Origin of the sequence: Eoetvoesiella caeni, assembly GCF_003315175.1 — a bacterium.
Taxonomy (GTDB): Bacteria; Pseudomonadota; Gammaproteobacteria; order Burkholderiales; family Burkholderiaceae_B; genus Eoetvoesia; species Eoetvoesia caeni.
Genome location: NZ_QNRQ01000001.1, coordinates 70,897 through 95,414 on the forward strand (window position 1 = coordinate 70,897; position 24,518 = coordinate 95,414).

The 24,518-nt window shown below is 58.4% G+C and carries 27 protein-coding genes; 19 read left to right on the forward strand and 8 right to left on the reverse strand.

Features of this window, described 5'->3' with window-relative positions; genetic code table 11:
* The first annotated feature begins 177 nt into the window (after positions 1 to 177).
* A complete protein-coding gene (locus DFR37_RS00305) occupies positions 178 to 570 on the forward strand; it encodes a COG4315 family predicted lipoprotein (RefSeq protein ID WP_346724782.1) in 393 nt (130 codons plus the stop codon).
* Here the strand turns inward: DFR37_RS00305 and DFR37_RS00310 are convergent, their stop codons facing one another.
* From DFR37_RS00310 to arsC, 5 genes are read right to left on the reverse strand one after another with little or no spacing between them, the layout of a single operon-like run.
* Positions 571 to 2,589, reverse strand: coding sequence for a DUF8189 domain-containing protein (locus tag DFR37_RS00310; protein ID WP_113931259.1), 2,019 nt, complete (start codon positions 2,587 to 2,589; stop codon positions 571 to 573).
* A 9-nt stretch (positions 2,590 to 2,598) separates the two neighbouring features.
* The gene (locus tag DFR37_RS00315; RefSeq protein WP_113931260.1) at positions 2,599 to 3,288 is read right to left on the reverse strand and encodes an RES family NAD+ phosphorylase; all 690 of its coding nucleotides are present in this window, start codon (positions 3,286 to 3,288) and stop codon (positions 2,599 to 2,601) included.
* On the reverse strand, positions 3,289 to 3,726 hold the full coding sequence (locus DFR37_RS00320; RefSeq protein ID WP_113931261.1) for an MbcA/ParS/Xre antitoxin family protein: 438 nt from the start codon (positions 3,724 to 3,726) through the stop codon (positions 3,289 to 3,291). It abuts the gene before it with no gap.
* Positions 3,727 to 3,783: 57 nt separating this feature from the next.
* On the reverse strand, positions 3,784 to 4,587 hold the full coding sequence (locus DFR37_RS00325) for a bestrophin-like domain (protein WP_113931262.1): 804 nt from the start codon (positions 4,585 to 4,587) through the stop codon (positions 3,784 to 3,786).
* A 43-nt stretch (positions 4,588 to 4,630) separates the two neighbouring features.
* The gene (arsC, locus tag DFR37_RS00330) at positions 4,631 to 4,975 is read right to left on the reverse strand and encodes an arsenate reductase (glutaredoxin) (RefSeq protein WP_113931836.1); all 345 of its coding nucleotides are present in this window, start codon (positions 4,973 to 4,975) and stop codon (positions 4,631 to 4,633) included.
* Between the two features lie 276 nt (positions 4,976 to 5,251).
* Here arsC and DFR37_RS00335 point away from each other — a divergent pair, with 276 nt between their 5' ends.
* Genes DFR37_RS00335 through DFR37_RS00350 form a run of 4 tightly spaced genes read left to right on the forward strand, consistent with a single transcriptional unit; the run spans position 5,252 to position 8,593 of the window.
* Positions 5,252 to 6,172 (forward strand): branched-chain amino acid ABC transporter permease, encoded by a 921-nt coding sequence (locus DFR37_RS00335; protein WP_113931263.1) that lies wholly within the window; start codon positions 5,252 to 5,254, stop codon positions 6,170 to 6,172.
* Positions 6,172 to 7,134 carry a branched-chain amino acid ABC transporter permease gene (locus DFR37_RS00340; RefSeq protein WP_170139793.1) on the forward strand — a complete coding sequence of 321 codons (963 nt, stop codon included), beginning with the start codon at positions 6,172 to 6,174 and terminating at the stop codon, positions 7,132 to 7,134. Before DFR37_RS00335 ends, DFR37_RS00340 begins: the two co-directional genes overlap by 1 nt.
* The gene (locus tag DFR37_RS00345) at positions 7,131 to 7,886 is read left to right on the forward strand and encodes an ABC transporter ATP-binding protein (RefSeq protein ID WP_113931264.1); all 756 of its coding nucleotides are present in this window, start codon (positions 7,131 to 7,133) and stop codon (positions 7,884 to 7,886) included. The genes DFR37_RS00340 and DFR37_RS00345 overlap by 4 nt, the downstream gene beginning before the upstream one ends.
* A complete protein-coding gene (locus DFR37_RS00350; protein WP_113931265.1) occupies positions 7,883 to 8,593 on the forward strand; it encodes an ABC transporter ATP-binding protein in 711 nt (236 codons plus the stop codon). Before DFR37_RS00345 ends, DFR37_RS00350 begins: the two co-directional genes overlap by 4 nt.
* 56 nt (positions 8,594 to 8,649) lie before the next feature.
* Here DFR37_RS00350 and DFR37_RS00355 read toward each other — a convergent pair whose 3' ends face one another.
* Positions 8,650 to 9,630 (reverse strand): AraC family transcriptional regulator, encoded by a 981-nt coding sequence (locus tag DFR37_RS00355; RefSeq protein ID WP_242341686.1) that lies wholly within the window; start codon positions 9,628 to 9,630, stop codon positions 8,650 to 8,652.
* A 306-nt stretch (positions 9,631 to 9,936) separates the two neighbouring features.
* Between DFR37_RS00355 and DFR37_RS00360 the strand changes: the two genes are divergently transcribed.
* The 8 genes from DFR37_RS00360 to DFR37_RS00395 all read left to right on the forward strand — a co-directional run bounded on the left by DFR37_RS00360 (position 9,937) and on the right by DFR37_RS00395 (position 16,658).
* Entirely contained in the window at positions 9,937 to 11,109 is a 1,173-nt protein-coding gene (locus tag DFR37_RS00360) for an ABC transporter substrate-binding protein (RefSeq protein WP_113931266.1), read from the forward strand.
* 88 nt (positions 11,110 to 11,197) lie between these two features.
* Entirely contained in the window at positions 11,198 to 12,505 is a 1,308-nt protein-coding gene (locus DFR37_RS00365) for an aromatic ring-hydroxylating dioxygenase subunit alpha (protein ID WP_113931267.1), read from the forward strand.
* Between the two features lie 16 nt (positions 12,506 to 12,521).
* Positions 12,522 to 13,055 (forward strand): aromatic-ring-hydroxylating dioxygenase subunit beta, encoded by a 534-nt coding sequence (locus DFR37_RS00370; RefSeq protein ID WP_113931268.1) that lies wholly within the window; start codon positions 12,522 to 12,524, stop codon positions 13,053 to 13,055.
* Positions 13,055 to 13,669 (forward strand): cysteine hydrolase family protein, encoded by a 615-nt coding sequence (locus DFR37_RS00375; protein WP_113931269.1) that lies wholly within the window; start codon positions 13,055 to 13,057, stop codon positions 13,667 to 13,669. Before DFR37_RS00370 ends, DFR37_RS00375 begins: the two co-directional genes overlap by 1 nt.
* Complete coding sequence (locus tag DFR37_RS00380) at positions 13,666 to 14,487, forward strand: SDR family oxidoreductase (RefSeq protein WP_113931270.1); 822 nt, start codon at positions 13,666 to 13,668, stop codon at positions 14,485 to 14,487. The genes DFR37_RS00375 and DFR37_RS00380 overlap by 4 nt, the downstream gene beginning before the upstream one ends.
* 99 nt (positions 14,488 to 14,586) lie before the next feature.
* The gene (locus DFR37_RS00385) at positions 14,587 to 15,099 is read left to right on the forward strand and encodes a glutathione peroxidase (protein ID WP_113931839.1); all 513 of its coding nucleotides are present in this window, start codon (positions 14,587 to 14,589) and stop codon (positions 15,097 to 15,099) included.
* 49 nt (positions 15,100 to 15,148) lie between these two features.
* A complete protein-coding gene (locus DFR37_RS00390; protein ID WP_113931271.1) occupies positions 15,149 to 15,847 on the forward strand; it encodes a glutathione binding-like protein in 699 nt (232 codons plus the stop codon).
* A 10-nt stretch (positions 15,848 to 15,857) separates the two neighbouring features.
* Entirely contained in the window at positions 15,858 to 16,658 is an 801-nt protein-coding gene (locus tag DFR37_RS00395) for an RsiV family protein (protein WP_113931272.1), read from the forward strand.
* On the opposite strand, the gene DFR37_RS00400 is transcribed toward DFR37_RS00395, so the two are convergent.
* Complete coding sequence (locus DFR37_RS00400) at positions 16,655 to 17,164, reverse strand: RrF2 family transcriptional regulator (RefSeq protein WP_113931273.1); 510 nt, start codon at positions 17,162 to 17,164, stop codon at positions 16,655 to 16,657. The two genes, DFR37_RS00395 and DFR37_RS00400, sit on opposite strands and share 4 nt — an antisense overlap.
* 183 nt (positions 17,165 to 17,347) lie before the next feature.
* Here DFR37_RS00400 and DFR37_RS00405 point away from each other — a divergent pair, with 183 nt between their 5' ends.
* From DFR37_RS00405 to DFR37_RS00430, 6 genes are all read left to right on the forward strand, one after another.
* Positions 17,348 to 18,538 carry an ABC transporter substrate-binding protein gene (locus tag DFR37_RS00405; protein ID WP_113931274.1) on the forward strand — a complete coding sequence of 397 codons (1,191 nt, stop codon included), beginning with the start codon at positions 17,348 to 17,350 and terminating at the stop codon, positions 18,536 to 18,538.
* An 18-nt stretch (positions 18,539 to 18,556) separates the two neighbouring features.
* Positions 18,557 to 19,477 (forward strand): branched-chain amino acid ABC transporter permease, encoded by a 921-nt coding sequence (locus tag DFR37_RS00410; protein ID WP_113931275.1) that lies wholly within the window; start codon positions 18,557 to 18,559, stop codon positions 19,475 to 19,477.
* A 5-nt stretch (positions 19,478 to 19,482) separates the two neighbouring features.
* Complete coding sequence (locus DFR37_RS00415) at positions 19,483 to 20,559, forward strand: branched-chain amino acid ABC transporter permease (RefSeq protein ID WP_242341685.1); 1,077 nt, start codon at positions 19,483 to 19,485, stop codon at positions 20,557 to 20,559.
* Positions 20,552 to 21,307 carry an ABC transporter ATP-binding protein gene (locus tag DFR37_RS00420; protein ID WP_113931277.1) on the forward strand — a complete coding sequence of 252 codons (756 nt, stop codon included), beginning with the start codon at positions 20,552 to 20,554 and terminating at the stop codon, positions 21,305 to 21,307. The genes DFR37_RS00415 and DFR37_RS00420 overlap by 8 nt, the downstream gene beginning before the upstream one ends.
* Positions 21,297 to 22,037 carry an ABC transporter ATP-binding protein gene (locus DFR37_RS00425; RefSeq protein ID WP_170139812.1) on the forward strand — a complete coding sequence of 247 codons (741 nt, stop codon included), beginning with the start codon at positions 21,297 to 21,299 and terminating at the stop codon, positions 22,035 to 22,037. The genes DFR37_RS00420 and DFR37_RS00425 overlap by 11 nt, the downstream gene beginning before the upstream one ends.
* Before the next feature lie 86 nt (positions 22,038 to 22,123).
* Entirely contained in the window at positions 22,124 to 23,374 is a 1,251-nt protein-coding gene (locus tag DFR37_RS00430) for an NAD(P)/FAD-dependent oxidoreductase (RefSeq protein ID WP_113931279.1), read from the forward strand.
* Positions 23,375 to 23,464: 90 nt separating this feature from the next.
* Here DFR37_RS00430 and DFR37_RS00435 read toward each other — a convergent pair whose 3' ends face one another.
* On the reverse strand, positions 23,465 to 24,439 hold the full coding sequence (locus DFR37_RS00435) for a 2-dehydropantoate 2-reductase (protein ID WP_113931280.1): 975 nt from the start codon (positions 24,437 to 24,439) through the stop codon (positions 23,465 to 23,467).
* Positions 24,440 to 24,518 lie beyond the last annotated feature (79 nt).

The following is a 24,518-nucleotide window of genomic DNA, read 5'->3' on the forward strand; positions in this document are numbered from 1 at the left end:
GGCTCAAGGCCGATACACGCCGCAGAGCGCCTGTAACCGCAATTGGCCCGTTGTCGTTCAAGAATAATCTTTACATACGGGGGGAATTATTTTCGTTCGCCCGTCCTCAAAGTAAGGGTAAGCTGGTCAACACGTTCACCCGTTTTCAACCGCAACACTCTCTTCAGGAACTTCACCATGAAACCCATGAAAAAAAGATTATTCCTGCCTGCATTGCTGCTCGTGGCTGGCGGCGGCCTTTTCAGCGCGGGCGCCTATGCTGCGCCGCCTACGGCGGGCAGCAACGGCATGCTGGTCGACCATGCGGGCATGACGCTTTATACCTTCGACAAAGACGTGGCCACTAGCGGTAAAAGCGCATGCGCCGGGCCATGTGCCGCTAATTGGCCTCCGCTGACAGCCGACAAAAGCGACAAGGCCAGCGGCGATTTTTCTATTATTACGCGCGAAGACGGAACTCGGCAGTGGGCTCATAAAGGCCAGCCCCTGTATCTTTATAAATCCGACCAAAAGCCGGGCGATAAGACCGGCGACAAGTTCCGCGATATATGGCACGCCGCCAAGCGCTAGCTAAATAGGACCGGAAGCCGCTGCCGGCGGGGGAACTGAAGGGGTTCCTGTAAATGCCCGGGGCGCCTCGCCGGCGGCCGGCACGGGCAGCGGCGCATACGAGCCTCCCCCCGCGTGCGGCGGCTCAGACAATAATCGCGGAGCCTGCCAGATTCCGGCAACACGCTTCCATACCCAGTACTTCTGGCTGGCGTCGCTGCTGCGGGATATCAACACCAACTGATTGTCGACGGCGCATAGCGCCGGAGCCGAATCCACGCCTGTTCCCAGCCGTGTCATCCCTTGCTTTTCAACCAGCATCAACGAGCTGCCCGCTTGCTCCAGGGCGGCAACAGTCACGTAGCCGTGTTCATTCAAGCCGATGGATGGACGGCCGACATAAGAAAAGCCCAGGTCCTGCGCTGCGTCCCAAACGCGCTGGCCGCCAGGCTTGACGACTTCGTCGGTGCGCATCATGTTGCCGTTGGCCTGATTGCGCCAGAACAACACCATCTGCCCGCCCGCATCGCGCATGGCGGCCAGCCCGCCTGAAGAATGGATCGAGGCCATATGCCTCCAGGGATACCAGGTTTGCGGATCGGCCTTGTTTTGCGAGGTAACCCAAAGCCTGCCGCTCCGGTCCGCTGCAAAGACGGAAATCAGATTGTCGGCATTCACAGCCATGACCGCTTCGGTCAAAAAACCTTTCAAACGCGGTACAGCCGTGCAGCTTCCCACAACGTAATCATCGGGGAGCACCCCGGAACAATACTGCAGGGCGCCGGTGCTGTCTTGCAGCAGGAACGCCGGCTGGCCGTCGCTCAGGCTCACGACCAAAGGCAGGCGCATGCTGTGCATATCGCGCAAAGAGTGCCAGCCTTGCCAGCCGGCGCCGGTCTTCTGGGTGTTGATCCACAGCCGCCCCATCGTGTCTCGTGTCACGATGCCGGCGCGCCCGTCGACCCAACGAAAGGCAACCACGCCGCTGGCGGTACGCCCGCCCAGGGATTCCCAGCCAGGATCTTTATCGGCCTGGGCGTTGTCGCTGGCCAGCACATTGGCGGCGCTGTTTTGCTCGCCTGTCGTGAACAGCAAATAGCCGTTGCTGCCCGTCTTGATAAGGGCCGGCGATTCGTTGCGGCGAACTACATAGTAAGTGCGTCCCACCCAGGCTGCCGCGGTACCCGCCGGTTCGTTGCATTGCTTGGGATTGGGGCAGTATTGATAGTCGTCTTGAGCATAGCGCTTGAAGGCATTGGTTTTCGCGGCAATCTCGGCCGCGGTCAGATTGACCCCACGCTCTTGGGTCGGATAGTCGACATAGGCCGCTTCGGCATAATCGCCAGGCGCCATCCGGATGGCGTCCCGTACCAGCCTGGCACTGGCAATGTGATCCGGATGATCGTGGCCTATGCAACGCCAGCACAGCGAGGTATAGGGGATGGAGATGGAGTCGTCCATATGGCGAATGACGGTGGGACCGTAGTCGGCAATGATGGCTGCCAGCGTAGCCACAAGGTCGGCCCGCGTATAGCTTTCGCTGTAGGACCCCAGCGCCTTGGCGCTGGTGCCAGCGATCGACTCGGTTCGGCTCAATGGTGTAAGGCTGCCCCACCCTTTGCCCAGCCAGGGGTCTTCTAGCCGCATATGCACCAGGACAACGCGCGGGTTGGCATTCAGGCTGAAACGTGCCTGGTGCTTGCCGCCGTATACGGTTTCCGTTTCGGTCCAGTTGTCGTTGCTGTCCGCCATCAGGGCATAGGCGGCGCGCACACCGCGCGCCCTGCCCAGCATATAGCGCACACCTTCGCCTCTTTCAGCCGCGGTCAGGTACACGGTTTGCACACACCCGCCGGCATCGATGACCTGGTCGATATCGGGGTTCATGAACAGCAGGTCGTCGTCCTGGTGGGCGACGAAAACCAGGTTCTTCATGCCATGGCATTCGCCAAGCGAAGGACCCGCCCAGGCCAAAGGCAATGCCAGCCACCACAATAGTATGCTGCCCAAGGCTAGCTTGAAACACAACCGGCTGCTCACGAAGATCCTTTAACTGAGGGCTGTAACCAATGGCTCGGTCGAACCTGACCAACTTAATTGATAGGCCGCGCCACGGCGCACATTGCCGACCAAGGCCGGACGAAAGCAAGCCAGATTGATGCCGCCTTCGCGCCGCACGCTGGGGTACACGATACCCAAGGAGCCGTCCTGCAATAAACGGCCGGCCAGCTTTTGCGAGGCAACATAGCTGCCCGGAGCCAAACAGTCGGTGAACTGGGGGGCATTGCGCAAGTCGTGGAACTGGCTGGAGAAATCGGCCAGGAATGCCTGGTAGCGCACACTGTCTTGAAAGTAGTTGATCTCGGCGTACTCGACCGTTTTATGGAAAACGATCTCCGCCAGCGCTGTATCAATGTCGAATGCGCAATACCAGGCGCCGCGTTCGCCGCCATTGAAGCGGCTGCCTTCAGGGCGCGGATAGGTATATGCGGCATTGATGATGCGAAAATTGGGCACGCCGAACACCAGCTCGTCTATGCCTATGCCCGGCATTCCGCCACGTTCGCCAAGCAGCCGCTGGTTCGTGGCATTGTCCAGGTCGAACAAGTCTTCTAGGTGTGCCTGGTCGCTGGAAAGCGGTGTTAGGACGGAGTCTTCCTGGTCGGCAAACCGGGACGGCAGCAGCCGGCAGGTGTCAAGCTGGCGTAAAAGGCACAAGGGCGGTACCGAAGACGGCATTCAAACCCCGCCTCTTCGGGCATCCAGCAGTTTGCGAACAGTTTGCATGGCAAGCAGCCCGCCTTCTTGCATGTAATCGAGCGGCGACTTGCCGGCAAAAATAACATTGCTGTTGGGCAACTTGACCCATAGGTCGGCCAGTTCGTCTCCGTACAGGATGTGCAAGGCTTTATAAATGCCCAGCAAGTAAGAAATGCGGGTGATGCGGTCTACTTCCAGCAGCCGCCCGGGCTTTTTCTTCCATTCGTAAAAAGCACTGCTGGAAAGCCCGCCCAGCAAGACGCAGGCTTCGTCGTCGCGCAGGCCCCAGGCCTGTACGAGATTGAAAAAGCCCTTCAACGCCGACTTGGACAGGCGCTCGCGCGCAACACGCGAGTTCAGGTCCACCACAACGGCGGGCTCGAAGCGGCTGACAGGATAGCTGTATGCAAGTTCCATGGCTGTTTCTCCGGATATGGACGAATTATACTCCTATTATGGAGAATTTGATACGAACTATAAATCCGGCAAGATATAAGCGCGCGTCAGCGCGCGCTGCAGTGGTTCCGCGGTAATAATGGTTTTTCCGGTAAAAGGCCTGTCGTACACGGCTATCAAGTAGATAGTCACCCCAAAACCCAGGGCAAACAGCGTGGTTACTACAGCTAGGGAACGGCGCGATGTGATGTGCAGTTCCGCCAGCACACAAGCCGCCACAAACAGCATGACAAGCACCGACACCCATTTGGGCATGCGCACCAGGGTGTCCGCCACCCGCAGCCGCGCGTCCCGAGCCAGCTCGATGCGAGTGACATATCGGCGCAACTCTTGCCCGGCAATGGCAAGCGAGCTGTTTGCTGCTTGATTGCTTTGCAACTGAACGGCCTTGACCATGAGTTGTTCAAGATAGTGCTCGGACGCATCGTTGAAATGGCCGCTGCCCAATATCGGCCATTCGTCCTTTATGACCGACTTGGTGTAGTCCTGAACCAGCACGCGAACGGCTTCGGATAACTCCGGGGAAAGGTATTTGGCTACCCGCAAGCTGTCCGAAATGGCCGACGCTTCATCCGCCACGGCCGCACGGCCAGCCGCATCGTTCTGCCAGACATCGTTGGCGACGAAGGCTATGACCATGCCGGTGGGCAGCAGTATTCCGGTAAGCACAGTGCCCACCATGGGAATGCCCCGATGCGGAAGCACGACCATTAACCCCGCCATCAATGCCGCGGCCAGCATGGTCAACAACCAAACCCCTAAAACGCAAACGCAAAACAGCCAGAAATCCGACAGATGGAACAGCGCGTCGTAAAAATTCATGCTTGTTCCTTAAGCGATGGGGAAGGCAGCGGCAGGAGGACTATTAAAGAATGGCTTCCACTTCAGAGGCCGGACGGCAAAGACGTACCCCCTTGTCGGTGACGACAAAGGGACGATTAATAAGTATGGGATGCGCCATCATGGCGTCGAGCAGTTGATCGTCGCTAAGGCCGGGATTTTCAAGGCCTAGCTCTTGGTATATGGCTTCTTTGCTGCGCATGGCTTCACGCACGGTCAAGCCGGCATTGCTGATGAGCGCTTCAAGCTCGGCCCGGCTGGGAGGGGTAATAAGATATTCGATGACTTCGGGCTTCAGGCCGCGCTCTTCCAGGATTTGCAAGGTGGTGCGCGAATGCCCGCAACGGGGGTTGTGATAAATTTTGGTCATGACTCGGCCATAAAAAAACAGACAATAAAGTGTAGAAGGCACTATAACAATGGATGCGTGTTTCGCATAGACCATACTGCAAACAGGATTCAGCCGCTTCATTATCGCTATTTTTGCAACAGACCGAAGACGAAAACTAGTGTTTGTCTGCATTGCATGCTGCCATCGACCCGTCATATATTTAGCGTCTAAAAATTCGATACCTAAAGTAGTTTGGTCTGAAAGATTGAAACACCAGAGGTCGAACCCCACAACGCACCGTAGGAGACCCCTTGCATGGATAGCAGCTTGCTTGCCGACCTCGTTCTTAATGGATTGCAGTTCGGCTTGATGCTTTTTTTGCTGGCGGCTGGGCTGACCCTGGTTTTCGGCATCATGGACTTCATTAATCTGGCGCACGGTTCGCTGTACATGATAGGCGCCTACTTTACCGCCTCGTTCACCTTGCTGACCGGCTCATTCTGGCTGGGCCTGCTGCTTTCGGTGGCCGCCACCGTGGTTGTCGGCATAGTCCTCGAGGTTCTGGTGTTCCGGCGGCTTTATCATCGCAACCACATGTCGCAAGTGTTGGCCACTTTTGCGCTAATTCTTATTTTTAATGAAAGCGCGCGTCTCATCTGGGGCGAACAACCTCTGCGCCTTTCCACCCCCGACATTCTTTCCCAGCCTATCCAGCTCTGGTCCGGATTCGATTATTCCTCTTTCAGGCTGTTCATCATCGGCACCGGGCTGGCGGTGGCAGCGCTGCTGTACTTCATTGTCACCAAGACCCGCATCGGCATGCTGGTGCGCGCCGGCGCCTCCAACCGCGAAATGGCAACCGCCATGGGCGCCAACATCAAGCTGATATTCACCTCGTTGTTTGCCGTTGGCGCAGCGCTCTGCGCCATTGCCGGGGCGCTGCTGGGCAGCATACTTTCGGTGCAGGTCGGCATGGGCGAAAGCATACTGATCCTGGCGTTCGTGGTTATTGTCGTCGGCGGCATCGGCTCGATACGCGGCGCCCTGATCGGGTCGCTACTGGTCGGGGGGGTGGACACCATCAGCCGCACTGTTCTGCCGCCCCTCTTTCGCTCTTTCATGTCGCCTGAAGCCGCCTCCAACCTGGGACCGGCCCTGGCTTCGATTCTTATTTATGTTTTGATGGCCGGGGTGTTGTTCTTCAAACCCGAAGGCCTGTTTCCCGCACGAAGCTGATGACACCTATAAAAAGCACCTTGCATCACCGCCTTTCGCCCTGGCGCTGCGCCCTCTTGCTGGCCGTCCTGCTGGCCTTTCCCTTGCTGGCCACCTTGCTGGGCCAAGAGTTCTACATTGGTTTCGGCAGCCGCCTGCTCATCTTCGCCCTGGTCGCCACCAGCCTGAATCTTATTCTCGGATTTGGCGGCATGATCAGCCTGGGGCATGCCGCCTACTTCGGCGTGGGGGCCTATACGGTCGCGATCCTGATGTATTACGACGTCACTGCCGCCTGGATAAGCTGGCCCGCGGCCATCGCGGCGGGCGCCGTGCTGGCCCTGGGCATAGGCGCCATGTGCCTGCGCACCAAGGGCGTGTATTTCATCATGATCACCCTGGCGTTTGCGCAGATGATCTACTACATCTTCGTTTCGCTCAGCACGTATGGCGGCGATGACGGCCTAAGCCTGCCGCAACGCTCCGGCATGGGCCTGAACCTTGCCTCGGACTCGGTTTTTTATTATGTTGTGCTGGCGCTTTGCACAGCGTCTCTTTTTTTCATGTACCGGCTGGTGAACTCGCGATTCGGCCGCGTCATACAGGCCATAAAAGAAAACGAAACGCGCATGCAGGCCATAGGATACCCGGTGTATCGCTACAAACTGGCCTGCTTTACCGTGGCCGGCGCATTGGCAGCCTTGGGCGGCGCATTGTTTGCCAACCAAAACATGATGGCCAGCCCCAGCCAGTTGTACTGGATGCAGTCGGGCACGCTGCTGGTCATGGTCATACTGGGTGGAATGGGCTATTTCTTTGGCGGTGTCATTGGCGCATTCTTCATGCTGATTCTCGAAGAAATACTGACCAGCTTCACAATCTACTGGGGCTTGCCCATGGGCGTGATACTTCTGCTTATTGTTCTGTTCTTGCCCAATGGTCTGGCCAGCCTGCTTGAACGCCGACGGGGGGAAAGCTCATGAGCCAAACATTGCTAGAGCTGCAAGGACTGGTAAAACGCTATGGCGGCCTGGTCGCAACCGACCACCTCAGTCTTTCAGTCAAAGCGGGGCAAACCCACGCTATTATCGGCCCCAACGGCGCGGGCAAAACCACGCTGATCCAGCAAATCGCCGGTGGCTTGCGCCCCAATGAAGGCACCATCAGGTTCGACGGCCAGGACATCACCGTGCTGCCGATGCACAAGCGCGTACAACGAGGCTTGGCGCGCTCGTATCAAATAACCAATATTTTCAAATCGTGCTCGGTACTCGACAATCTTGCCCTGGCCGTCCAGGCCCGCAGCGGCAGCAGCATGCGCTTCTGGCGCCCGGCCTTGAGCGACAGCGCCATTTTCGACGAAGCCCGCGAACTGGCCGACACGGTGGGGCTGAGCACGCGGGTCGACGCCATAGCCAGCAATCTTGCACACGGCGCACAGCGCCAGTTGGAAGTCGGGCTTGCGCTTGCAACCCGCCCGCGCATGCTGCTGCTGGACGAACCCATGGCGGGCATGGGGCATGGCGAATCCTTGCAATTGGTCGAGCTGATCAACCGTCTGCGCGGCCAAGTCACCATTTTACTGATCGAACACGATATGGAAGCTGTCTTCCAACTGGCCGAATGCATTTCCGTTCTGGTCTTCGGGCGCATTATCGCCAGCGGCAATGCCGACGAGATACGCAGCAATGCCGAAGTAAAAAAAGCCTATCTGGGCGACGAGGTTGCCGCATGAGCGCCCTGCTGCAAGTCGAGAAAATAGATACCGCCTACGGCGCCAGCCAAGTATTGTTCGGCATCGACCTGGAGATACATAGCGGCCAGACTGCCACGCTTCTGGGACGCAACGGCATGGGCAAGACCACGACCGTACGCTCCATCCTGGGCTTGACGCCTGCCCGGGCCGGATCGATCCGCTTCCGGGGCAACGCCATCAACAGCTGGACCGCCGACCGCATCGCGCGCCTGGGGATAGCCGTAGTACCGGAAGGCCGCCAGATATTCCCCAACCTCAGCGTCAAGGAAAACCTGATCGCCTTTGCCTGCAATCGCTCCAACAGTCCGGGGCCGTGGACCCTGGAGCGAATTTACCAACTCTTTCCGCGGCTGAAAGAGCGTGCACGAAATATGGGCAACGAACTCTCGGGCGGCGAGCAGCAAATGCTGGCCATCGGACGCGCCCTTATGACGAATCCTCATCTATTGATACTGGACGAGGCCACCGAAGGCCTTGCCCCGCTAATTCGCGAAGAAATCTGGACTTGCCTGGGCCAGTTGCGCGACCTGGGCCAAACCACCTTGGTTATCGACAAATATGTGCAGCGCCTGATCGAGCTGGCCGACCAGCACACAATCATCGAACGCGGCCAGGTGGTGTGGTCGGGCCCTTCCGGGACCCTGCGCGAGTCGCCCGAAATCTGGCAGCGCTATGTAGGAGTTTAACGCAGCGTTGCCAGCGCCGGCATTCTGAGCCGCGCGGTGCAAAAAGCCCGCCCTTTTTAACGCTTGAGCGACTGCATTGGGGTTTCGCCGTATCGTTTGCTGTATTCGGCACAGAAACGCCCCAAATGGCCAAAGCCCCAGCGATAGGCTATGTCGGTTACCCGTGCGCCTGGCTGTGCTTGCAACAGATCGTTGCGTGCGGCCCGCATGCGCTCGCGGCGCACATACGCCATGGGAGACTGGCGATAGTGCTCTTGAAACGCCATGCTAAGACCCCGCACACTGGAGCCGCTGGCCTGCGCTATGACAGCTAGCGTCAGCGGTTCTTGCAAGTGTTCGTGAATATATTCGGCGGCGACGCGCACTTTTTTCTGCGCCCCGGCCGGCCGCTGCATGAGGCGTTGACTGTAATTGCTTTTTTGGCACAGCAGCAAGTGATGGATAAGCGCTTCTTCCTGGGCCTGCAGCCAAGGAGAAGGCGCCGCCTGCGGGGGGCCGCCCAAATAGCATAGCAAGGTGCCGATTTGATGCTGCCATGCCCTGCCATGCGGGGTGCCAAGGGAAAGCTCAGGCAGAAACTCCACGGGCTCGTCAAGGTCGGTGCCTAAAAGTTCGCTACAGGCTTGCTCGATGCGCCGACGCGGAATCTTCAGCAGCAGTTGCTCGCAACCCTGGCCCCAATCCAGTTGCAAGGGCAAGGTGGGAGAAATAATGACGCCCGTATTGCGGCTGGCGGCCACCGACTGATTGCCGACGCGTATATGTGCCGCGCCGCTAAGCGGCACCTGAAACAACATGAAGTGCTGCAATTCGCCAGGAGCGATAGTGACCGCGGCGCCATAGCGCAATATGAAAAAAGACAAGGCCCCCAACTGGGCGCGATGCAAAGCGCAATCGACCTTGCCGGCCCGCCAGACCAGGTCGTGCTCTTTGAGTGCGCCCGCGGTACCCAGCCGGGCCTGGTCGGGGTCGTGCGATGCGAAAATCGGCGGAACGTCGAACAAGGGCTGCAAGCCATTGCGGAACCATGATTGCACAGCAAGCCTCCTGTAAAAGACGCAACCCCGGTCAGGGCCGCCGTTATTGGCCAAGCACTGGAAATACCGCCCAGTCGACAAAGCCGACCGGGTGGCAGGCCCAAGCCCCGCAACCCGGGGCCGTAGGCTTAATGTTGCCTGATTTGGCTGGAAATTGCCATAAGTGGATAGCCCATATTTCTGCGACGTAACATTATTAGCTTGCAAGATCCTTTATTCTGTTTTAGCCCTTTTACCAGGCAAGCACGAATATCTATAACAAACCGAGCCGCCCCACTGGGTCGGCTGACACAACAGGAGACAACCATGAAACGAGGCATACTAGTTGCTGCCCTATCTGCCCTTGCCTTATCCACCAGTGCGGCCTATGGCGCCGACTCCGTCAAGGTAGGCTTTCTGTCGACGTTGTCGGGGCCCGGCGGTGCACTGGGCATCGACATCCGCGACGGCTTCGAACTGGCGGTAAAGCACGCAGGCGGCAAGCTTGGCGGGCTCGACACCGAGGTCGTCGTCGTGGACGATCAGCAAAAGGCCGACGTGGGCAGGCAGGCCGTAGACCGCCTGCTCAAGAAGGATCACGTAGACGTAATGACCGGCATGGTGTTCTCGAATGTGCTGCTGCCTGTCATGCCCAGCATTCTGGCCAATGATACCGTCTACATTTCGACCAATACCGGCCCCAAAGAATATGCGGGCGAAAAATGCGACAAAAACTTTTTTGTCGTTTCTTGGCAAAATGAAGACATTCCCGCCGCCATGGGCAAGTATGTTACCGAGCAAAAGCACAAAGGCGTATTCCTGATCGCCCCCAACTACCCTGGCGGGCGCGAGTCCATCGAAGGCTTCAAGCATCTTTACAAAGGCAAGATCGCCGACGAAGTGTATGTCAAGCTGGGGCAACTGGACTATTCGGCCGAAATCGCCCAGGCGCGGGCCTCCAAGGCCGACTCGGTGTTCTTCTTCCTGCCGGGCGGCATGGGAATCAGCTTCATCAAGCAACTGGTGGCTTCGGGTCTATCGAAGGACATGGCCATGTATACACCAGGCTTCTCGGGCGACCAGGACACCATCAAGGCGGTCGGGGAACCCATGCTGGGCATGTATAACGCCGCACAATGGTCGCCTGATCTGGACAACGCCCAGAACAAGCAATTCATGGAAGACTTCCAGAAAACCTACAACCGCATACCAACCATGTACGCGGCCCAGGGCTACGATTCGGCCATGCTGCTTGACGGCGCCATTCGCAAGGTCAACGGCAAAATCGGAGACAAGGACGCCTTCCGCGCGGCTTTGGCTTCGGCGCCATTCAAGGCCGTGCAGGGCAACTTCAAATTCAACAACAACCACTATCCCATCCAGAACTATTACATGCGCCTCATCTACAAAAACGACAAAGGCCAGATCACCAACAAAACCGTCGGCACAGTATTTACCGACTATCACGACCGCTATGCGACGGAATGCAAAATGAAATAGGTTGCAAATCCCAAGCCGTGCCGCCTTGCGTCTTGCCGGGCGGCACCAATGCTCAATCACATAGCCAAGGAGCACACTAGGAGTCATCATGCATTACACCGATCAACAAATCGCCGAACTGGTGCGGGAAGATTCGGTACACAAGTCCGTGTACACCGACCCCGATTTATTTCAACTTGAAATGGATCGTATTTACGGCCATGCCTGGATATACGTGGGCCACGAAAGCCAGGTTCCCGAAGTGGGCGACTATTACGCCACCCGCATCGGCGACCAGGATGTAATCATGACCCGCGCAGCCGACAAGACAGTGCATGTGCTGTATAACCGCTGTCCGCACAAAGGCGCCCAGCTCGTACCGGCGGACAGCAGCGGCAACACCGGACGGTTCTTCCGCTGTCCTTACCATGCCTGGACATTCCAGCTGGACGGCGCGCACTTGGCGGCCCCCATGCGCGCGGGTTTCGAGGGCACCGACTTCGACCCTAAGAATCCCCAGTTCGCCATGCGCAATCTTGCCCGCGTTGGCAACTATCGCGGCTTCATCTTTGCCAGCCAGGCCGAAAAGGGTCCCGATCTTGTCGACTTCCTGGGCGGCGTGCGCTCGTCCATCGATAATATGTGCGACCGTTCGCCCGTTGGCGAAGTCGAAGTGGCCGGCGGCATCTTCAAGGTGCTGCAGCCGTCGAACTGGAAGGTTTTCTACGAAAACCTGCATGACACCATGCATGCGCGAGTCACCCACGAATCGTCCTACACCTCGGCGCGCGAACAGGCCGAAGTAATCGGCAATATGCCGCTGGAACTGCACATCATGGATGGCAACGGCGAACCCTATACATTCTGGGAAAAGCTGGACCTGTGCGCTTTTGACTACGGCCATGGCTATATGGAAGGAATTTTCAATCCCGGCGCCATCGAAACCGACCCCATAAGCAAAGCCCATTTCGAATCGCTCGAGGCTGCCTATGGCCGCGAGCGCGCCCTCGCCATCTTGGGCGAAAACCGCCACAACACCATTATCTACGGCAGTGGTTCGCCGCATACCGTGTTTCAGCAGTTCCGGGTCATACGGCCCGTCACTGTGGACAGTACCCGAGTGGAAATCCAGGTGTTTCGCCTGAAAGGCGCGCCCGATGAAGTGTTCAAGCGCGGGCTGATGTATGCCAACCTCATCAACTCTCCTTCGTCCAACGTCATGCCCGACGACCTGGAAGTCTACAACCGCTGCCAACTGGGCAATATGACCCACGGCGGCGACTGGGTCAGCCAGCATCGGTACGCCGGCACCGACAAAGAGGTTCCGGGCGGCATGGTTTCCGTCAACGGCACCAGCGAACTTCCCATGCGCAACCAGTTCCATGCCTGGAAACAATACATGCTAGGACAAATCTAGTTCCAAGGAGACCATTATGCTTTTCGACATAGACTTCGATGTCGCCAGCGACAACGCCAAAGCGGTGACGACCCCGCCCGATACGTACCATGAGATCCAGCGCTTCATCTATAACGAAGCCCGCCTGCTGGACGAACGCAAATGGGACGACTGGCTGGCCCTCTGGACCGATGACGGCATGTACTGGATTCCGCAGCAGCCGGGGCAAGCCAGCCCCTACGACCACATCTCGCTGTGCTGGGACAATAAAATGCTGCGCGAAATGCGGATGCGCACATTGACCAATGCCCGCAACTGGGCGCAACAGCCTATTACCCACACCTCGCGTGTAGTCGGCAGCGTCATGATCGACGGCACCGACAGCGAAGGCTACCTGGTGGTCCGTTCCGCCTTTCACCTGACCGAATGGCGCAAGGGCGACGCGCGCCAATTGGCCGGCTCGTATATTCACAAACTGGCATCCACCGACGACGGCTGGCGCATCAGGTTGAAGCAGGTCAACCTGGTCAACTGCAATGACACCCACGGCGCCATCCAGGTGTATATCTGATGCAGCCGGCTACGACTGCGGTAATTGCCTTGCATTACCAGAACGAAGTCCTGCACCCGGACGGCAAGATCCGGGTCGGGCTGGACAGCGACAGCCCTGTCCGCCAGAACGTACTCGATGCCGCCAGCGCCATGTTCCAACGTGCGCGGGCTTGCGGCCTGCCCATCGTGCACGTGCGCATTGCCTTCCGGCCCGACTACGCCGACCTGCTGACCAACATGCCCATCATGCGCGGCGTTGCCGCCAGCAATGCCATGACCGAGGGCAGCTGGGGCGCCCAGTTCCATGAACAGCTGGCACCCGACACCGGCAGCCCGCGCGAATTCATTGTCAAGCACACGCGCATCAACGCCTTCTTCGGCAGCCCGCTCGAAGAAGTCTTGCGCATCGTCGATGCCAAGCGCCTGCTGATTGCGGGCGTGGCAACACATTCCGTGGTGGAAGGCACGGTCAGGCATGCCGCAGATGCCGGCTACGAAGTGCTGGTGGCGGCACCGGCCTGCGCCAGCGCCAGCCCCGTCACGCACCAGGCCGCGCTGGACAGCATGAGCCTGATGGCCCAAATTCTTGATGCCAACGCCCTTGCGCAATTTTTTGACGAACTTCCATCATGACCACGCCTTCCTTTCTACCCGCATTGACGGGCAAAACCGCCATCATCACCGGCAGCACCCAGGGCCTGGGCGCCGACATTGCCCGCGTGCTGGCCGCTTGCGGCGCAGCGGTGGTTATCGTCGGACGCAATGAGCAAGCCGGTGCGGAAATTGTCCATGAGCTTCAATCCCAAGGCGCAAAGGCGCTGCATTGCGCGACCGACATCCAGGACGATGCGCAGATCGACGAATGCATAGAACGCACTTTGGACGCCTTCGGGCGCATCGACATCCTTGTGAACAACGCATGCAGCTACGATGACAACGGCGTGGACTCCACCCGCGAACAATGGCATCGCACCCTGGGCGTCAATCTGGTTTCCGCAGCCATTTTTGCGCAGAAAGTACTGCGGCACATGCAGCGCGGCAGTTGTATCGTCAACCTGGGCAGCACCGGCGGCAAGTTCGGTGCCGCGGGCCGGGCCCTGTACCCCGCCTCGAAAGCCGCCATGCTGCAATTCACCAAGAACCTGGCGGTAAGCATTGCACCGCAGGGCATACGAGCTGTGGCGGTTTCTCCGGCATGGACATGGTCGCCTTCGGTCGAACGCTTCAGCAATAACTCTCGTCCCGTAGCCGACGCTGTGGCCAGCCAGTTCCATCCGCTTGGCCGGGTTGGTGATGGCGCCGAAATCGGCCAGGCCGTGGCTTTCGTGGCCTCGGACGCCGCTTCGTGGATCACCGGCGTCGATATCCCGGTGGACGGCGGTTTCTCCATCCTGGGTCCCGACCAGGGCTTGTCGCCGCGCACCTGGTTCGAGAGGGCAAACGAAAAGTAAACTAGCAAAAATTGCGAATGGACGCGTTGGCGACGCCCTGCTACAGTGACAGCTGAGCGGGCCGTGTTCGTCATGGCCCGGCGTTTTCCGAGCAATGCCATGACCTCTTTGAATTCCTTTTCCGCCGCCTCCATAACCGGCGAAAACATCGACCTCTCCCGTTACCAGGGCCAAGTGGCGCTTATCGTGAATGTCGCCTCCAAGTGCGGCTTTACGCCGCAGTACACAGGACTGGAAGCACTTTACCGCCAATACCAAGACCAGGGCCTGGTTGTGCTGGGCTTTCCATGCGACCAGTTCGGCCACCAGGAACCGGCCCCCGAGGCAGAAATCCTCGAGTTTTGCACCTCTACTTACCAGGTCGGCTTTCCGCTATTTGCCAAAATAGACGTCAACGGCGCCGATGCCCACCCCCTGTACCGCTGGCTTAAAGACGAAAAGGCCGGCGTGCTTGGTACCCAGGCCATCAAGTGGAACTTCACCAAGTTTCTTGTAGGACGCGATGGCCAGGTCATAAAACGTTATGGCTCCTCCACCACGCCGGACGAGCTGCGCGGCGATATTGAAAAAGCGCTTGCCGCGCCCTCGGATCAGCATCCGCCAAGCGCATAATTTGCCCCTATTGCCGCAACAAGCCATTTCCGATTTCAAGAGGACTGCAATGATCGATCTGTATTACTGGACCACTCCTAACGGCCACAAAATCACGATGTTCCTGGAAGAGGCCGCAACGCCGTATACCCTGCACGGGATCAATATCGGCAACGGCGACCAGTTTCAACCCGACTTTCTTCGCATCTCGCCCAACAACCGCATCCCTGCCATTATCGACAACGCCCCGGCGGGCGGCGGCGAGCCGATTTCGGTGTTCGAGTCCGGGGCCATACTTTTGTACTTGGCCGAGAAGACCGGACGCTTTATTCCCCAAGACCTGCGCGGGCGTACCGACGCGCTGCAATGGCTCTTCTGGCAAATGGGCGGCCTGGGACCCATGGCGGGCCAGAATCACCACTTCGCCACTTACGCCCCCGAAAAACTGCCCTACGCCATCGACCGGTATGTGCGCGAAACAAGCCGCCTGTACGGCGTCCTGAACAAACGTCTGGCCGATCGCGAATTCATCGCCGGCGCCTACTCTATCGCCGACATGGCCTGCTACCCCTGGATAGTGCCGCACGAAAGACAACAGCAAGACCTGAACGAATTCCCGCACCTGAAACGCTGGTTCGAAGCCATTGCCGCGCGCCCGGCCACCATACGCGCCTACGACAAAGCCCAAAGCATCAATAGCGCGCCCACCATCCATACCGAGGCCGCCCGCAAGCTGCTGTTTGGCCAGGATGCCCACACTGTCAAATAATAGACAACGCATGAACATATTAAATCGCTATAGTCGCAATCTTGCATTTGCGGGCCTTGCCCTGCTGTTGACGGCTTGCGCAAGCGGCCCCCGGGACAATATTTCATTGATCCCCGCCGACCAGACCGCCGACCAAACCAGCAAAGAAGGCGTGTTCACGCAGCCAGTCAAATGGGAACGCAAAAAGCCCGAATGCTCGGGCGAATGCCCTACGATCAAAGTCGACTCCATCGTATTTCCGGGCATCCCCAAGCTTACGCAGCTTGTCGACCATGCACTGGCGGTCATGACCGGCGTAAGCGCTGACCGGCCGCAGCCCTACGACAGCCTGGCCCAGTATGAAGCCTATTTCTGGAAGACCGCCGCACCGCGCGACTCCGTCGTCTTCTCGGCCAAGACCCCGTACCGCAATAAAAACCTGACTGTCGTCGAGCTAAATACCTGGCAATACTACACAGGCGCAGCCCATGGCATCTCGGCTACCCAGTTTTTGAACTGGGACAACGCCAGCGAAAAGGTGTTGGGGCTGGCTAACGTTATCCGCCCCGGGCAGCGCGACGCTTATCTCGCCGCACTGAAGCAGGCCCATGCGCAATGGCTAAGCACCAACCCCGACGCGCAGCGCGACCCAGCGGCCTACAGCCGGATATGGCCTTTCCAGCCCAGCGAAAACTTCGGGTTTTCGGATGCGGGGTTGGTCGTAAAGTACAACTCGTACGAAATCGCGCCCTATTCGTCCGGCCAGCCGGAATTGCTGATCCCGTATAGTGCCTTGCAAGACATACTCAGGCCGGAATATATACCCGCTTAAGTAGCTGCTGCTGCCGCCGTATTCGAGGCTACCGCACGCGTGGCCTCGAACCACTGCACGGCTCTTTCGGCAGCCGCTTGCGGCGCGTTCATCATGACCGACGCAATAGTCTGGCTTGATAGCTCTTTGCGCCAGGCCAGCTCGGCCTGCCGCATTGCCGAGGCAATGGCACAAGGTTTTTTGCATTCGCTGGCCGGGGAAGCGCCGTCGCCCGTGCGACGGATCTCGGTACACCGAAACGCAGCCTCGGGACCTTCGATAGCATCGACGACTTCCAGTAAAGTAATCTTGGACGGCGCCCTTGCCAGCCGGAATCCGCCGCGCGGTCCGGCGGACGACACCAGCACGCCGGCCCGCGCCAGCGCCTGCAAAGATTTATTCAAATAAGCCGCCGGCAAATCGAACTTGGCGGCCAGCCTTGCCGTAGAGACAACTTCGTTCTGGCCGATCCAGCCAAGTGCAACACAGCAGTGCAGCCCCCACTCCACACCTTGATTCATTCGCATAATAATCTAATCCGTATACCTCATAATCTGGATTATATATGTCTAGATTGTTCTTGACTAGCGTAAAAAGCCCCCCTAGAATTGTCTTAATTCTGGATACCAAACATCCAGATTAGATTGGTTCAGAACCAGCCTACCAATAACGATAGCCGTTGGCCCAGCCACCGGCGCCCAGGAGACAACATGAAACATCGCTATATAAAAGCAATTGCCGCAACCGGCTTGGGTCTTGCCATGGCCATGGCTAATGCCGCGTTGGCACAAGACAACCAGAAAGACCTGAAGGTCGGCTTCATGGGCGTGCTCTCGGGCGTACAAGCGGCCTTGGGCCAGGACTCATACGACGGCTTCATGCTTTACCTGAAGAACAACGGCGGCAAGCTTGGCAACCGCCACATAGACGTCATCAAGGTTGACGCTCAGCTCAAGCCCGTAGTCGGCGTGCAACTGGCAAAGCGGCTTATTGATAAAGACGGTGTGCCAATTATTGTTGGCGTGACTTTCTCGAACGTGATGCTGGCCGTGCACTCACCCATTACAAAAAAAGAAGTATTCCTGATCGGCACCAACGCCGGGCCCAGCCAGATAGCAGGCAAGGAATGTTCGCCGTATTTTTTCAGTACCTCGTACCAGAACGATCAAAAAGCCGAAAGCATGGGCAGCTATGCCAAGTCCAAGGGATACAAAAGAATCATCACCATGGTGCCGAACTATCAATCGGGCTTCGATTTCGTAACGGGCTTCAAGCGCTACTACCAGTCGCCGCTGCTGGACGAAATTTATACGCCGCTCAATCAACAGGATTTCTCTGCCGAATTGGCCAAGATCGCTTCGGAAAAGCCCGATGCCATCTACGTTTTCTATCCCGGCGGCCTGGGCGTAAATTTCTTGCGGCAATACCAGCAAGCCGGCCTCTTGGGCAAGATCCCGGTTCTTTCCACATCGACGACCGACGCCATCAATCTTCCAGCGCAGCGTGAAAGCGCTTTGGGCGTCATTACAAGCCCTGTCTGGGGTCCCGACCTGGACAACGCCGCCAACAAAAAATTCGTGGCCGAATTTGAAAAGGAATACAAGCGCATTCCCTCGGACTTTGCCGCGCAAAGTTACGACGGCGCACAACTGCTGGATTCGGCAATCAAAAAAGTAAACGGCAACGTCCAGGACAAAGCTGCCTTCATGGCCGCCCTCAAGCAAGCCGACTTCTCTTCGGTGCGCGGCGACTTCAAGTTTGGCAACAACAACTTCCCCATCCAGGACCTGTCCGTTTTCGAAGTAGTCAAAGACGCCCAGGACCGGTTTACGCTCAAGAAGATTGCCACGCCGCTAAAAGCGCAGCAAGACGCATACCACAACGATTGCGCAATGCAATAAGCGTCAAGGCGAACTGACATGGACATGCAATTAATCGCCACACAGGTTCTTAACGGGTTGCAGTTCGGGATTCTGCTTTTCCTGCTGTCGGCCGGGCTGACGCTGGTGTTCGGCATCATGAACTTCGTGAATCTGGCGCATGGCTCGCTGTACATGATGGGCGCATACGTCGCAGCGGCCGTCTTCAATATATACGGCTCTTTTCTGCTGGCGCTGCTGGCCGCCATTCCCGCCGCGATCCTGATCGGTATTTTGTTGGATCGCATCGTGCTTGCCGGCCTTTATACCCGCGACCACCTCGACCAGGTGCTGGCCACCTTCGGCTTGATCCTGGTCTTCAACGAAATCGTGCGCTACCTCTGGGGTTCCGCGCCCATTTACATCAATGCGCCCGAGGCGCTCAGAGGTACTGTCAGCCTTTTCGGACTGCCCTATCCTTCGTATCGATTCTTCATTATTGCAACTGGATTGCTTTGCGGCTTGCTGCTTTATCTGCTCATTAATAAAACCCGAATCGGCATGTTGATCCGGGCCGGAGCCTCGGACTCGGAAATGGTCGATGCCATGGGAACCAATATCAAGCGCCTGAATACCTTGATTTTCGGCCTTGGCGCGGGACTGGCGGGACTGGGCGGGGTCATGGCGGGCCCCATTCTCTCGGTTCAGCCGGGCATGGGCGAACCCATTCTCATCCTTACCCTTGTCGTCATTGTCACCGGCGGCATCGGCTCCATACGCGGTGCCTTCTACGGCGCCCTCATTGTCGGTTTGGTCGACACTCTGGGACGCGCTTTTCTGCCCGACATATTCAATGAACTGCTTGAAAAGTCGCTCGCCCAAGCCGCCGGCCCGGCCATTGCTTCCATGCTGATCTACCTGCTGATGGCGTTCGTGCTTGCGGTCAAGCCGCACGGACTATTTCCTGTCAGAAACGGATGACTCCCATGCCCTCCACCTCGACTCCACAAACCATGGCCATGGATGCCATTCCCCATTTGGCGACAGGCTCCAGCCAAGTACCGCCCGCGGCGCTGCCCTCCAAGCGGCGTACTGGACAAGCCTTGCCGGCTATCGGCATCTTCCTGCTGCTTTGCCTTGTGCCGTTTGTTTCGCACATGCTGGGGCATACATATTATCTTGACCTGGTATCCCGCATGATGATCCTGGGTTTGGCCGCCATAGGGCTGAACATAATCCTGGGCTATGGCGGCATGGTCAGCTTCGGCCATGCGCTTTACCTGGGCGTAGGCGCGTACGCGGTAGGCATACTGTCGCAATATGGCGTTCATTCGGCGCTGCTTCAACTGGTCGTGGCTTTCGCAGCCGGCACCGTCATCGCCTACGGCGTCGGCTATATATGCCTGAAGGTCAGCGGGATGGCATTCATCATGATCACGCTGGCCTTCGCGCAGATGTTTTACTTTCTGGCCATCAGCCTGAAACAGTATGGCGGCGACGACGGTTTGCAGATCGCCGCGCGCAGCCATATTCCCGGCATCGACATCGGCGACCCCTACCAGTTCTATGTATTGGTCCTGGCCATACTGGCGCTTGTCGCCTTCCTGTCGCATCGCCTGATCCGTTCACGCTTTGGCACGGTGATTCGCGGCTGCAAGCAGAATACTCGCCGCATGTATGCCCTGGGGTTTTGCTCAAGGCGCTATCAACTGCTGGCCTACGTCATCTCGGCACAAATAGTCGTTCTTGCGGGCGCCTTGCTTGCCAACCTGGCGCTGTTCGCCTCGCCTTCATACATGAGCTGGACGCTTTCGGGCGACCTGATACTGATGTGTGTGCTGGGCGGCCTGGGCACATTGCTGGGCCCCCTGGTGGGTGCTGCGGCCTTCGTCGGTCTTGAAGAATTCCTGTCGACCATGCCCATAGAACTGCCCGGCAGCGCAACCGAACTGATAACGACGCATTGGCTGGGGTTCTTTGGAGTGTTCATCGTGCTGGTGGTCATTTTCATGCGGCGCGGCATTTACGGAATATTCACTGCGAAAGGCGGCGACCATGACTGAGATCATGCAGGTACAGAACCTGGTAAAGCGCTACGGCGCGCTGGCCGCAACCAACGACCTGAACATGACTTTGCGCGCCGGCGAACTGCATGGCGTCATCGGCCCCAACGGCGCAGGCAAGACCACTTTCATCCATCAACTGGCCGGGGAAGTCATGCCCGATCAAGGCCGGATATTTCTGGATGGCATCGATATCACCGGATCGTCCGTGGACGAACGGGCGTTGAACGGTATCGGACGTTCTTACCAGATCACATCCGTCTTCAAGGATTTTTCAGTTCTGGAAAACGTCATGCTGGCGGTACAAGCGCGCCAGGGTTCCAGCTTCCGGTTCTGGTCGACGGCCAGCCGCGATAAAAGGCTTTCGGAGCCGGCGCACGAGGCATTGTGCCAGGTGCAGCTGTCCCATGCAGCCCAGCGGCGGGCCGGTGCCCTGGGTTACGGCGAAATGCGGCAACTGGAAATTGCCATGACGCTGGCCATGCAACCCCGTGTACTTTTGCTGGACGAGCCCATGGCGGGCATGAGCCAACAAGAGTCGGCACGGCTGGTCGACCTGCTGCACAGGCTCAAGGGCCAATACAGTATTGTCCTGGTCGAACATGACATGGATGCCGTCTTTGCCCTGGCCGACCGCATCACCGTGCTGCTTTACGGCACCGCCATTGCTTGCGACACCCCGCAAGCCATACAGACAAACCAGGAAGTCAAAAGCGCATACCTCGGAGACGACGATGATGAATTCTGAAGCCATCCCGCCGCCAGGCTCGGGGGCCCTGCTGCAGTTGCACGGCATTGAGACCTCGTACGGCGACAGCAAGGTTCTGTTCGGTGTCAACCTGGAGATCCAGGCTGGACAGTGCGCCGCCTTGCTAGGGCGCAACGGCATGGGCAAGTCCACCACCGTTAAAACCATTATGGGCTTGCAGCCGCTGAAGAAAGGCAGTATTACGTTGCGCGGCGCCGATCTGTGCCGTATGCGCCCGCATCAGATCGCGCATGCAGGCATAGGGCTGGTTCCCGAAGGCCGGCGCGTGTTCCCCAATCTGTCTGTGCGCGAAAATCTGATAGCCACCGCCAAACAAGCAGCGCATAGCGGACCCACGTGGAAGCTCGACGATGTATATGCCATGTTTCCGCGACTGCAAGAACGTGAACGCCATCTGGGCTGCAATCTTTCGGGCGGAGAACAGCAAATGCTGGCTATCGGCCGCGCACTGATGACCAACCCGGAACTATTGATTCTTGACGAAGCGACCGAAGGGCTGGCACCTATTGTTCGCAAAGACATATGGCGTTGCATAGCGCTCTTGAAAAGCCGCGGACTTGCCTTGCTGGTCATTGATAAAAACCTGGGCGCGCTGATGCGCGTCGCCGACACCCACTACATCCTGGAAAAAGGCGTGGTCGTGTGGAACGGCTCTTCGCAGGAGCTGAGCGCCAATCCGCGGCCGGTCCAGGACCATATCGGTATGTAGCACGCAAATTTGCATGCGATCGATTGCAGCCGCATGCGGCGATTTATACGCCGCATGCCATCACTACGTTTAAAGGAGTGGTCAAAATGAAGAGTATTGTCGTTATCGGCGGAGGCTTCGCCGGGCTTTGGAGCGCCGCCGGCGCAGCCAGAAAACTGGACGAACTGAACGTTTCAGCGAACGAGGTAAAAATTACCCTGATCGACCAGAACGACTTCCATAGCATCAGGGTTCGCAATTACGAAGACGATCTGGAAGTATCGGTTATTCCCCTAGCCCGGGTTCTGGACCCCATCAATGTCGCGCGTGTCAAAGGCAAAGTCGTGGGCCTGGACCTTGCGCGACAAACCGTTCAGGTCGACACCGGCATGGGCACGCAGGACGTGACTTATGACAAGCTGGTTTACGCCCTGGGCAGTCAGCTGCGGCGCCCGCCGATTCCCGGACTTGCCGATCACTCGTTCGACGTCGATACCTATCACGGCGCCAAGCGGCTGGAGCAGCATCTGGAATCGCTGCCCGCCGCCGCGCGTGGCGATGAAAGGTATACCGCCCTGGTGGTGGGCGCCGGCCTGACGGGTATCGAGATAGCGTGCGAACTGCCGGCCCGCCTGGCAAAAATCAAGGCCCTGGCCGGTGGAACCGAACCCATACGTGTCCTCTTGGCAGACTCCAGCCCAACTATCGGCTCTGACATGGGGTCACAAGCCCAGGCCGTGATCGACGAGGCGTTGAAGTCGCTGGGCGTGGAAACCCGTACAGGTGTTGCCATAACAAAGGTCGACGCATCGGGCGTTACCCTGGCTGATGGCGAAGAGATCCCCGCAGCAACGGTCATTTGGTGCGCAGGCATGAAGGCCAATGACCTGAGCAGCCTGTTGCCGGTTGAAAAGGACCGAATGGGCCGTGTCGCAGTCGACGAGTTCATGCGCGTCAAGGGGATGGACAATGTCTTCGCCGCCGGCGATGCGGCTTGGTCCATGCTGGATGAAACACACGCGTCAGTGATGTCCTGCCAGCATGGCAGGCCCATGGGCCGCTATGCGGGCCATAACGTTGCAGCTGACATCATGGGCACGGAGATGCTGCCGCTGCACATTGACTGGTACACCACGGTTCTGGACCTGGGGCCGTGGGGCGCTGTTTACACCATGGGATGGGACCGCCAGGTTATCGCCACGCGGGATGCCGCCAAGCAAACCAAACGCACCATCAACGGCCAGCGCATCTATCCGCCTCAAAGCGGCGATCGCGCCGAAATCCTGGCCGCAGCGGCGCCCGAAGTGCAAGCGCCGCCGGCGACACAACGGCAAGCATTGGATAGCCCGGCGTGCTGAAAAAAGCCCAGAACGCTGACGTTTTGGGCCGCAACCAGCTTCAACTACCCAACCCCCGGCTTCGGCCTGCGGCCCGGCCTGGATGCGTGATCAATAAATGCCGTGAGCCCGCCCGAACACGCGTACCAGGCCCAGCAGGCTGTTGATGGTGGGCGTAGCAACGCCGGTCAGTATGCCGATTTCGTGCATGACAGTAACCAGACCGTCGATTTCCAGCGGGCGGCCGGCTTCGGCGTCTTGCAGCATGGACGTTTTGAAAGAGCCCAGTTGCAAGGTAAGCCGGCTGCGCTCTTCGGCGCTTTGCGCGATGGGACAACCGATTTTTTCCCCTATTTGCGCGGCTTCGCGCATGGCGGCCAGGCAAAACTCGTTGAGCAGCGGATCGCTTATTATTTGCGCGGTTTCCGCCCCTGTAATGGCGGAGACCGGGTTCATGGTCATATTGCCCCACAGCTTGTACCAGATATCGCCCCGGATATTGGAACTGGCTTCGGCTTCGAAACCGCCCTTGGTCAGCAGGCCGACCAGTTCGCGCAGCCGACCGCTGTCGCGCCCGTCGGGCTCGCCCAGGATAAGCCGGTTGCCCGAGCGGACTTCCACAACGCCGGCCTCTGGACGGGCACTGGAAAAATGCACAACGCAGCCCAGGATATGCCTGACCGGAATGGCGCTTGCCAGCTTGCGCCCGGGGTCCAGGGACTGCAGCTGCGCCCCCTGAAACGGCACGCCTTCGCCTTCAAAGTACCACCACGGCACGCCGTTCATGGCGGTCACCACAGTAGTATGCGGCCCTATCAGCGGAGCAATGCGCTCGACCACCTGAGGCAGCGCCGGCGATTTCACTGCAATGAACACGACATCCTGTACGCCAAGACTGGCGGGGTCTTCTTCGGCCCGCAGCGGAATGGCCTGCGTGTTGCCTGCGATCTTCAGTCTCAAGCCGTGTTGCTGCAATGCGGCCAGCGTCTGGCCGTGGGCCACTGCGCTGACATCGCACCCTGCCGCCGCCAGCCGCGCCGCCACCAGTCCTCCGACGGCCCCAAGACCGTAAATTGCTGCTTTCATCAATGCCTATTGCTCCTCGAACGTATATGCCCGGCCGCATAGTCCGGTGCCCGAATCATGATAAATGATTTTGCGACAC

What these genes read in the sequence shown, in the direction of transcription:
- DFR37_RS00405 (WP_113931274.1), top strand. Translation starts at nt 17,348, where the DNA reads ATGAAACATCGCTATATAAAAGCAATTGCCGCAACCGGCTTGGGTCTT.
- DFR37_RS00340 (WP_170139793.1), top strand. Translation starts at nt 6,172, where the DNA reads ATGACACCTATAAAAAGCACCTTGCATCACCGCCTTTCGCCCTGGCGC.
- DFR37_RS00370 (WP_113931268.1), top strand. Translation starts at nt 12,522, where the DNA reads ATGCTTTTCGACATAGACTTCGATGTCGCCAGCGACAACGCCAAAGCG.
- DFR37_RS00390 (WP_113931271.1), top strand. Translation starts at nt 15,149, where the DNA reads ATGATCGATCTGTATTACTGGACCACTCCTAACGGCCACAAAATCACG.
- DFR37_RS00375 (WP_113931269.1), top strand. Translation starts at nt 13,055, where the DNA reads ATGCAGCCGGCTACGACTGCGGTAATTGCCTTGCATTACCAGAACGAA.
- DFR37_RS00365 (WP_113931267.1), top strand. Translation starts at nt 11,198, where the DNA reads ATGCATTACACCGATCAACAAATCGCCGAACTGGTGCGGGAAGATTCG.
- DFR37_RS00315 (WP_113931260.1), bottom strand. Translation starts at nt 3,288, where the DNA reads ATGCCGTCTTCGGTACCGCCCTTGTGCCTTTTACGCCAGCTTGACACC.
- DFR37_RS00345 (WP_113931264.1), top strand. Translation starts at nt 7,131, where the DNA reads ATGAGCCAAACATTGCTAGAGCTGCAAGGACTGGTAAAACGCTATGGC.
- DFR37_RS00425 (WP_170139812.1), top strand. Translation starts at nt 21,297, where the DNA reads ATGAATTCTGAAGCCATCCCGCCGCCAGGCTCGGGGGCCCTGCTGCAG.
- DFR37_RS00350 (WP_113931265.1), top strand. Translation starts at nt 7,883, where the DNA reads ATGAGCGCCCTGCTGCAAGTCGAGAAAATAGATACCGCCTACGGCGCC.
- DFR37_RS00320 (WP_113931261.1), bottom strand. Translation starts at nt 3,726, where the DNA reads ATGGAACTTGCATACAGCTATCCTGTCAGCCGCTTCGAGCCCGCCGTT.
- DFR37_RS00400 (WP_113931273.1), bottom strand. Translation starts at nt 17,164, where the DNA reads ATGCGAATGAATCAAGGTGTGGAGTGGGGGCTGCACTGCTGTGTTGCA.
- DFR37_RS00430 (WP_113931279.1), top strand. Translation starts at nt 22,124, where the DNA reads ATGAAGAGTATTGTCGTTATCGGCGGAGGCTTCGCCGGGCTTTGGAGC.
- DFR37_RS00380 (WP_113931270.1), top strand. Translation starts at nt 13,666, where the DNA reads ATGACCACGCCTTCCTTTCTACCCGCATTGACGGGCAAAACCGCCATC.
- DFR37_RS00410 (WP_113931275.1), top strand. Translation starts at nt 18,557, where the DNA reads ATGGACATGCAATTAATCGCCACACAGGTTCTTAACGGGTTGCAGTTC.
- DFR37_RS00325 (WP_113931262.1), bottom strand. Translation starts at nt 4,587, where the DNA reads ATGAATTTTTACGACGCGCTGTTCCATCTGTCGGATTTCTGGCTGTTT.
- DFR37_RS00420 (WP_113931277.1), top strand. Translation starts at nt 20,552, where the DNA reads ATGACTGAGATCATGCAGGTACAGAACCTGGTAAAGCGCTACGGCGCG.
- arsC (WP_113931836.1), bottom strand. Translation starts at nt 4,975, where the DNA reads ATGACCAAAATTTATCACAACCCCCGTTGCGGGCATTCGCGCACCACC.
- DFR37_RS00385 (WP_113931839.1), top strand. Translation starts at nt 14,587, where the DNA reads ATGACCTCTTTGAATTCCTTTTCCGCCGCCTCCATAACCGGCGAAAAC.
- DFR37_RS00435 (WP_113931280.1), bottom strand. Translation starts at nt 24,439, where the DNA reads ATGAAAGCAGCAATTTACGGTCTTGGGGCCGTCGGAGGACTGGTGGCG.
- DFR37_RS00335 (WP_113931263.1), top strand. Translation starts at nt 5,252, where the DNA reads ATGGATAGCAGCTTGCTTGCCGACCTCGTTCTTAATGGATTGCAGTTC.
- DFR37_RS00395 (WP_113931272.1), top strand. Translation starts at nt 15,858, where the DNA reads ATGAACATATTAAATCGCTATAGTCGCAATCTTGCATTTGCGGGCCTT.
- DFR37_RS00415 (WP_242341685.1), top strand. Translation starts at nt 19,483, where the DNA reads ATGCCCTCCACCTCGACTCCACAAACCATGGCCATGGATGCCATTCCC.
- DFR37_RS00360 (WP_113931266.1), top strand. Translation starts at nt 9,937, where the DNA reads ATGAAACGAGGCATACTAGTTGCTGCCCTATCTGCCCTTGCCTTATCC.
- DFR37_RS00305 (WP_346724782.1), top strand. Translation starts at nt 178, where the DNA reads ATGAAACCCATGAAAAAAAGATTATTCCTGCCTGCATTGCTGCTCGTG.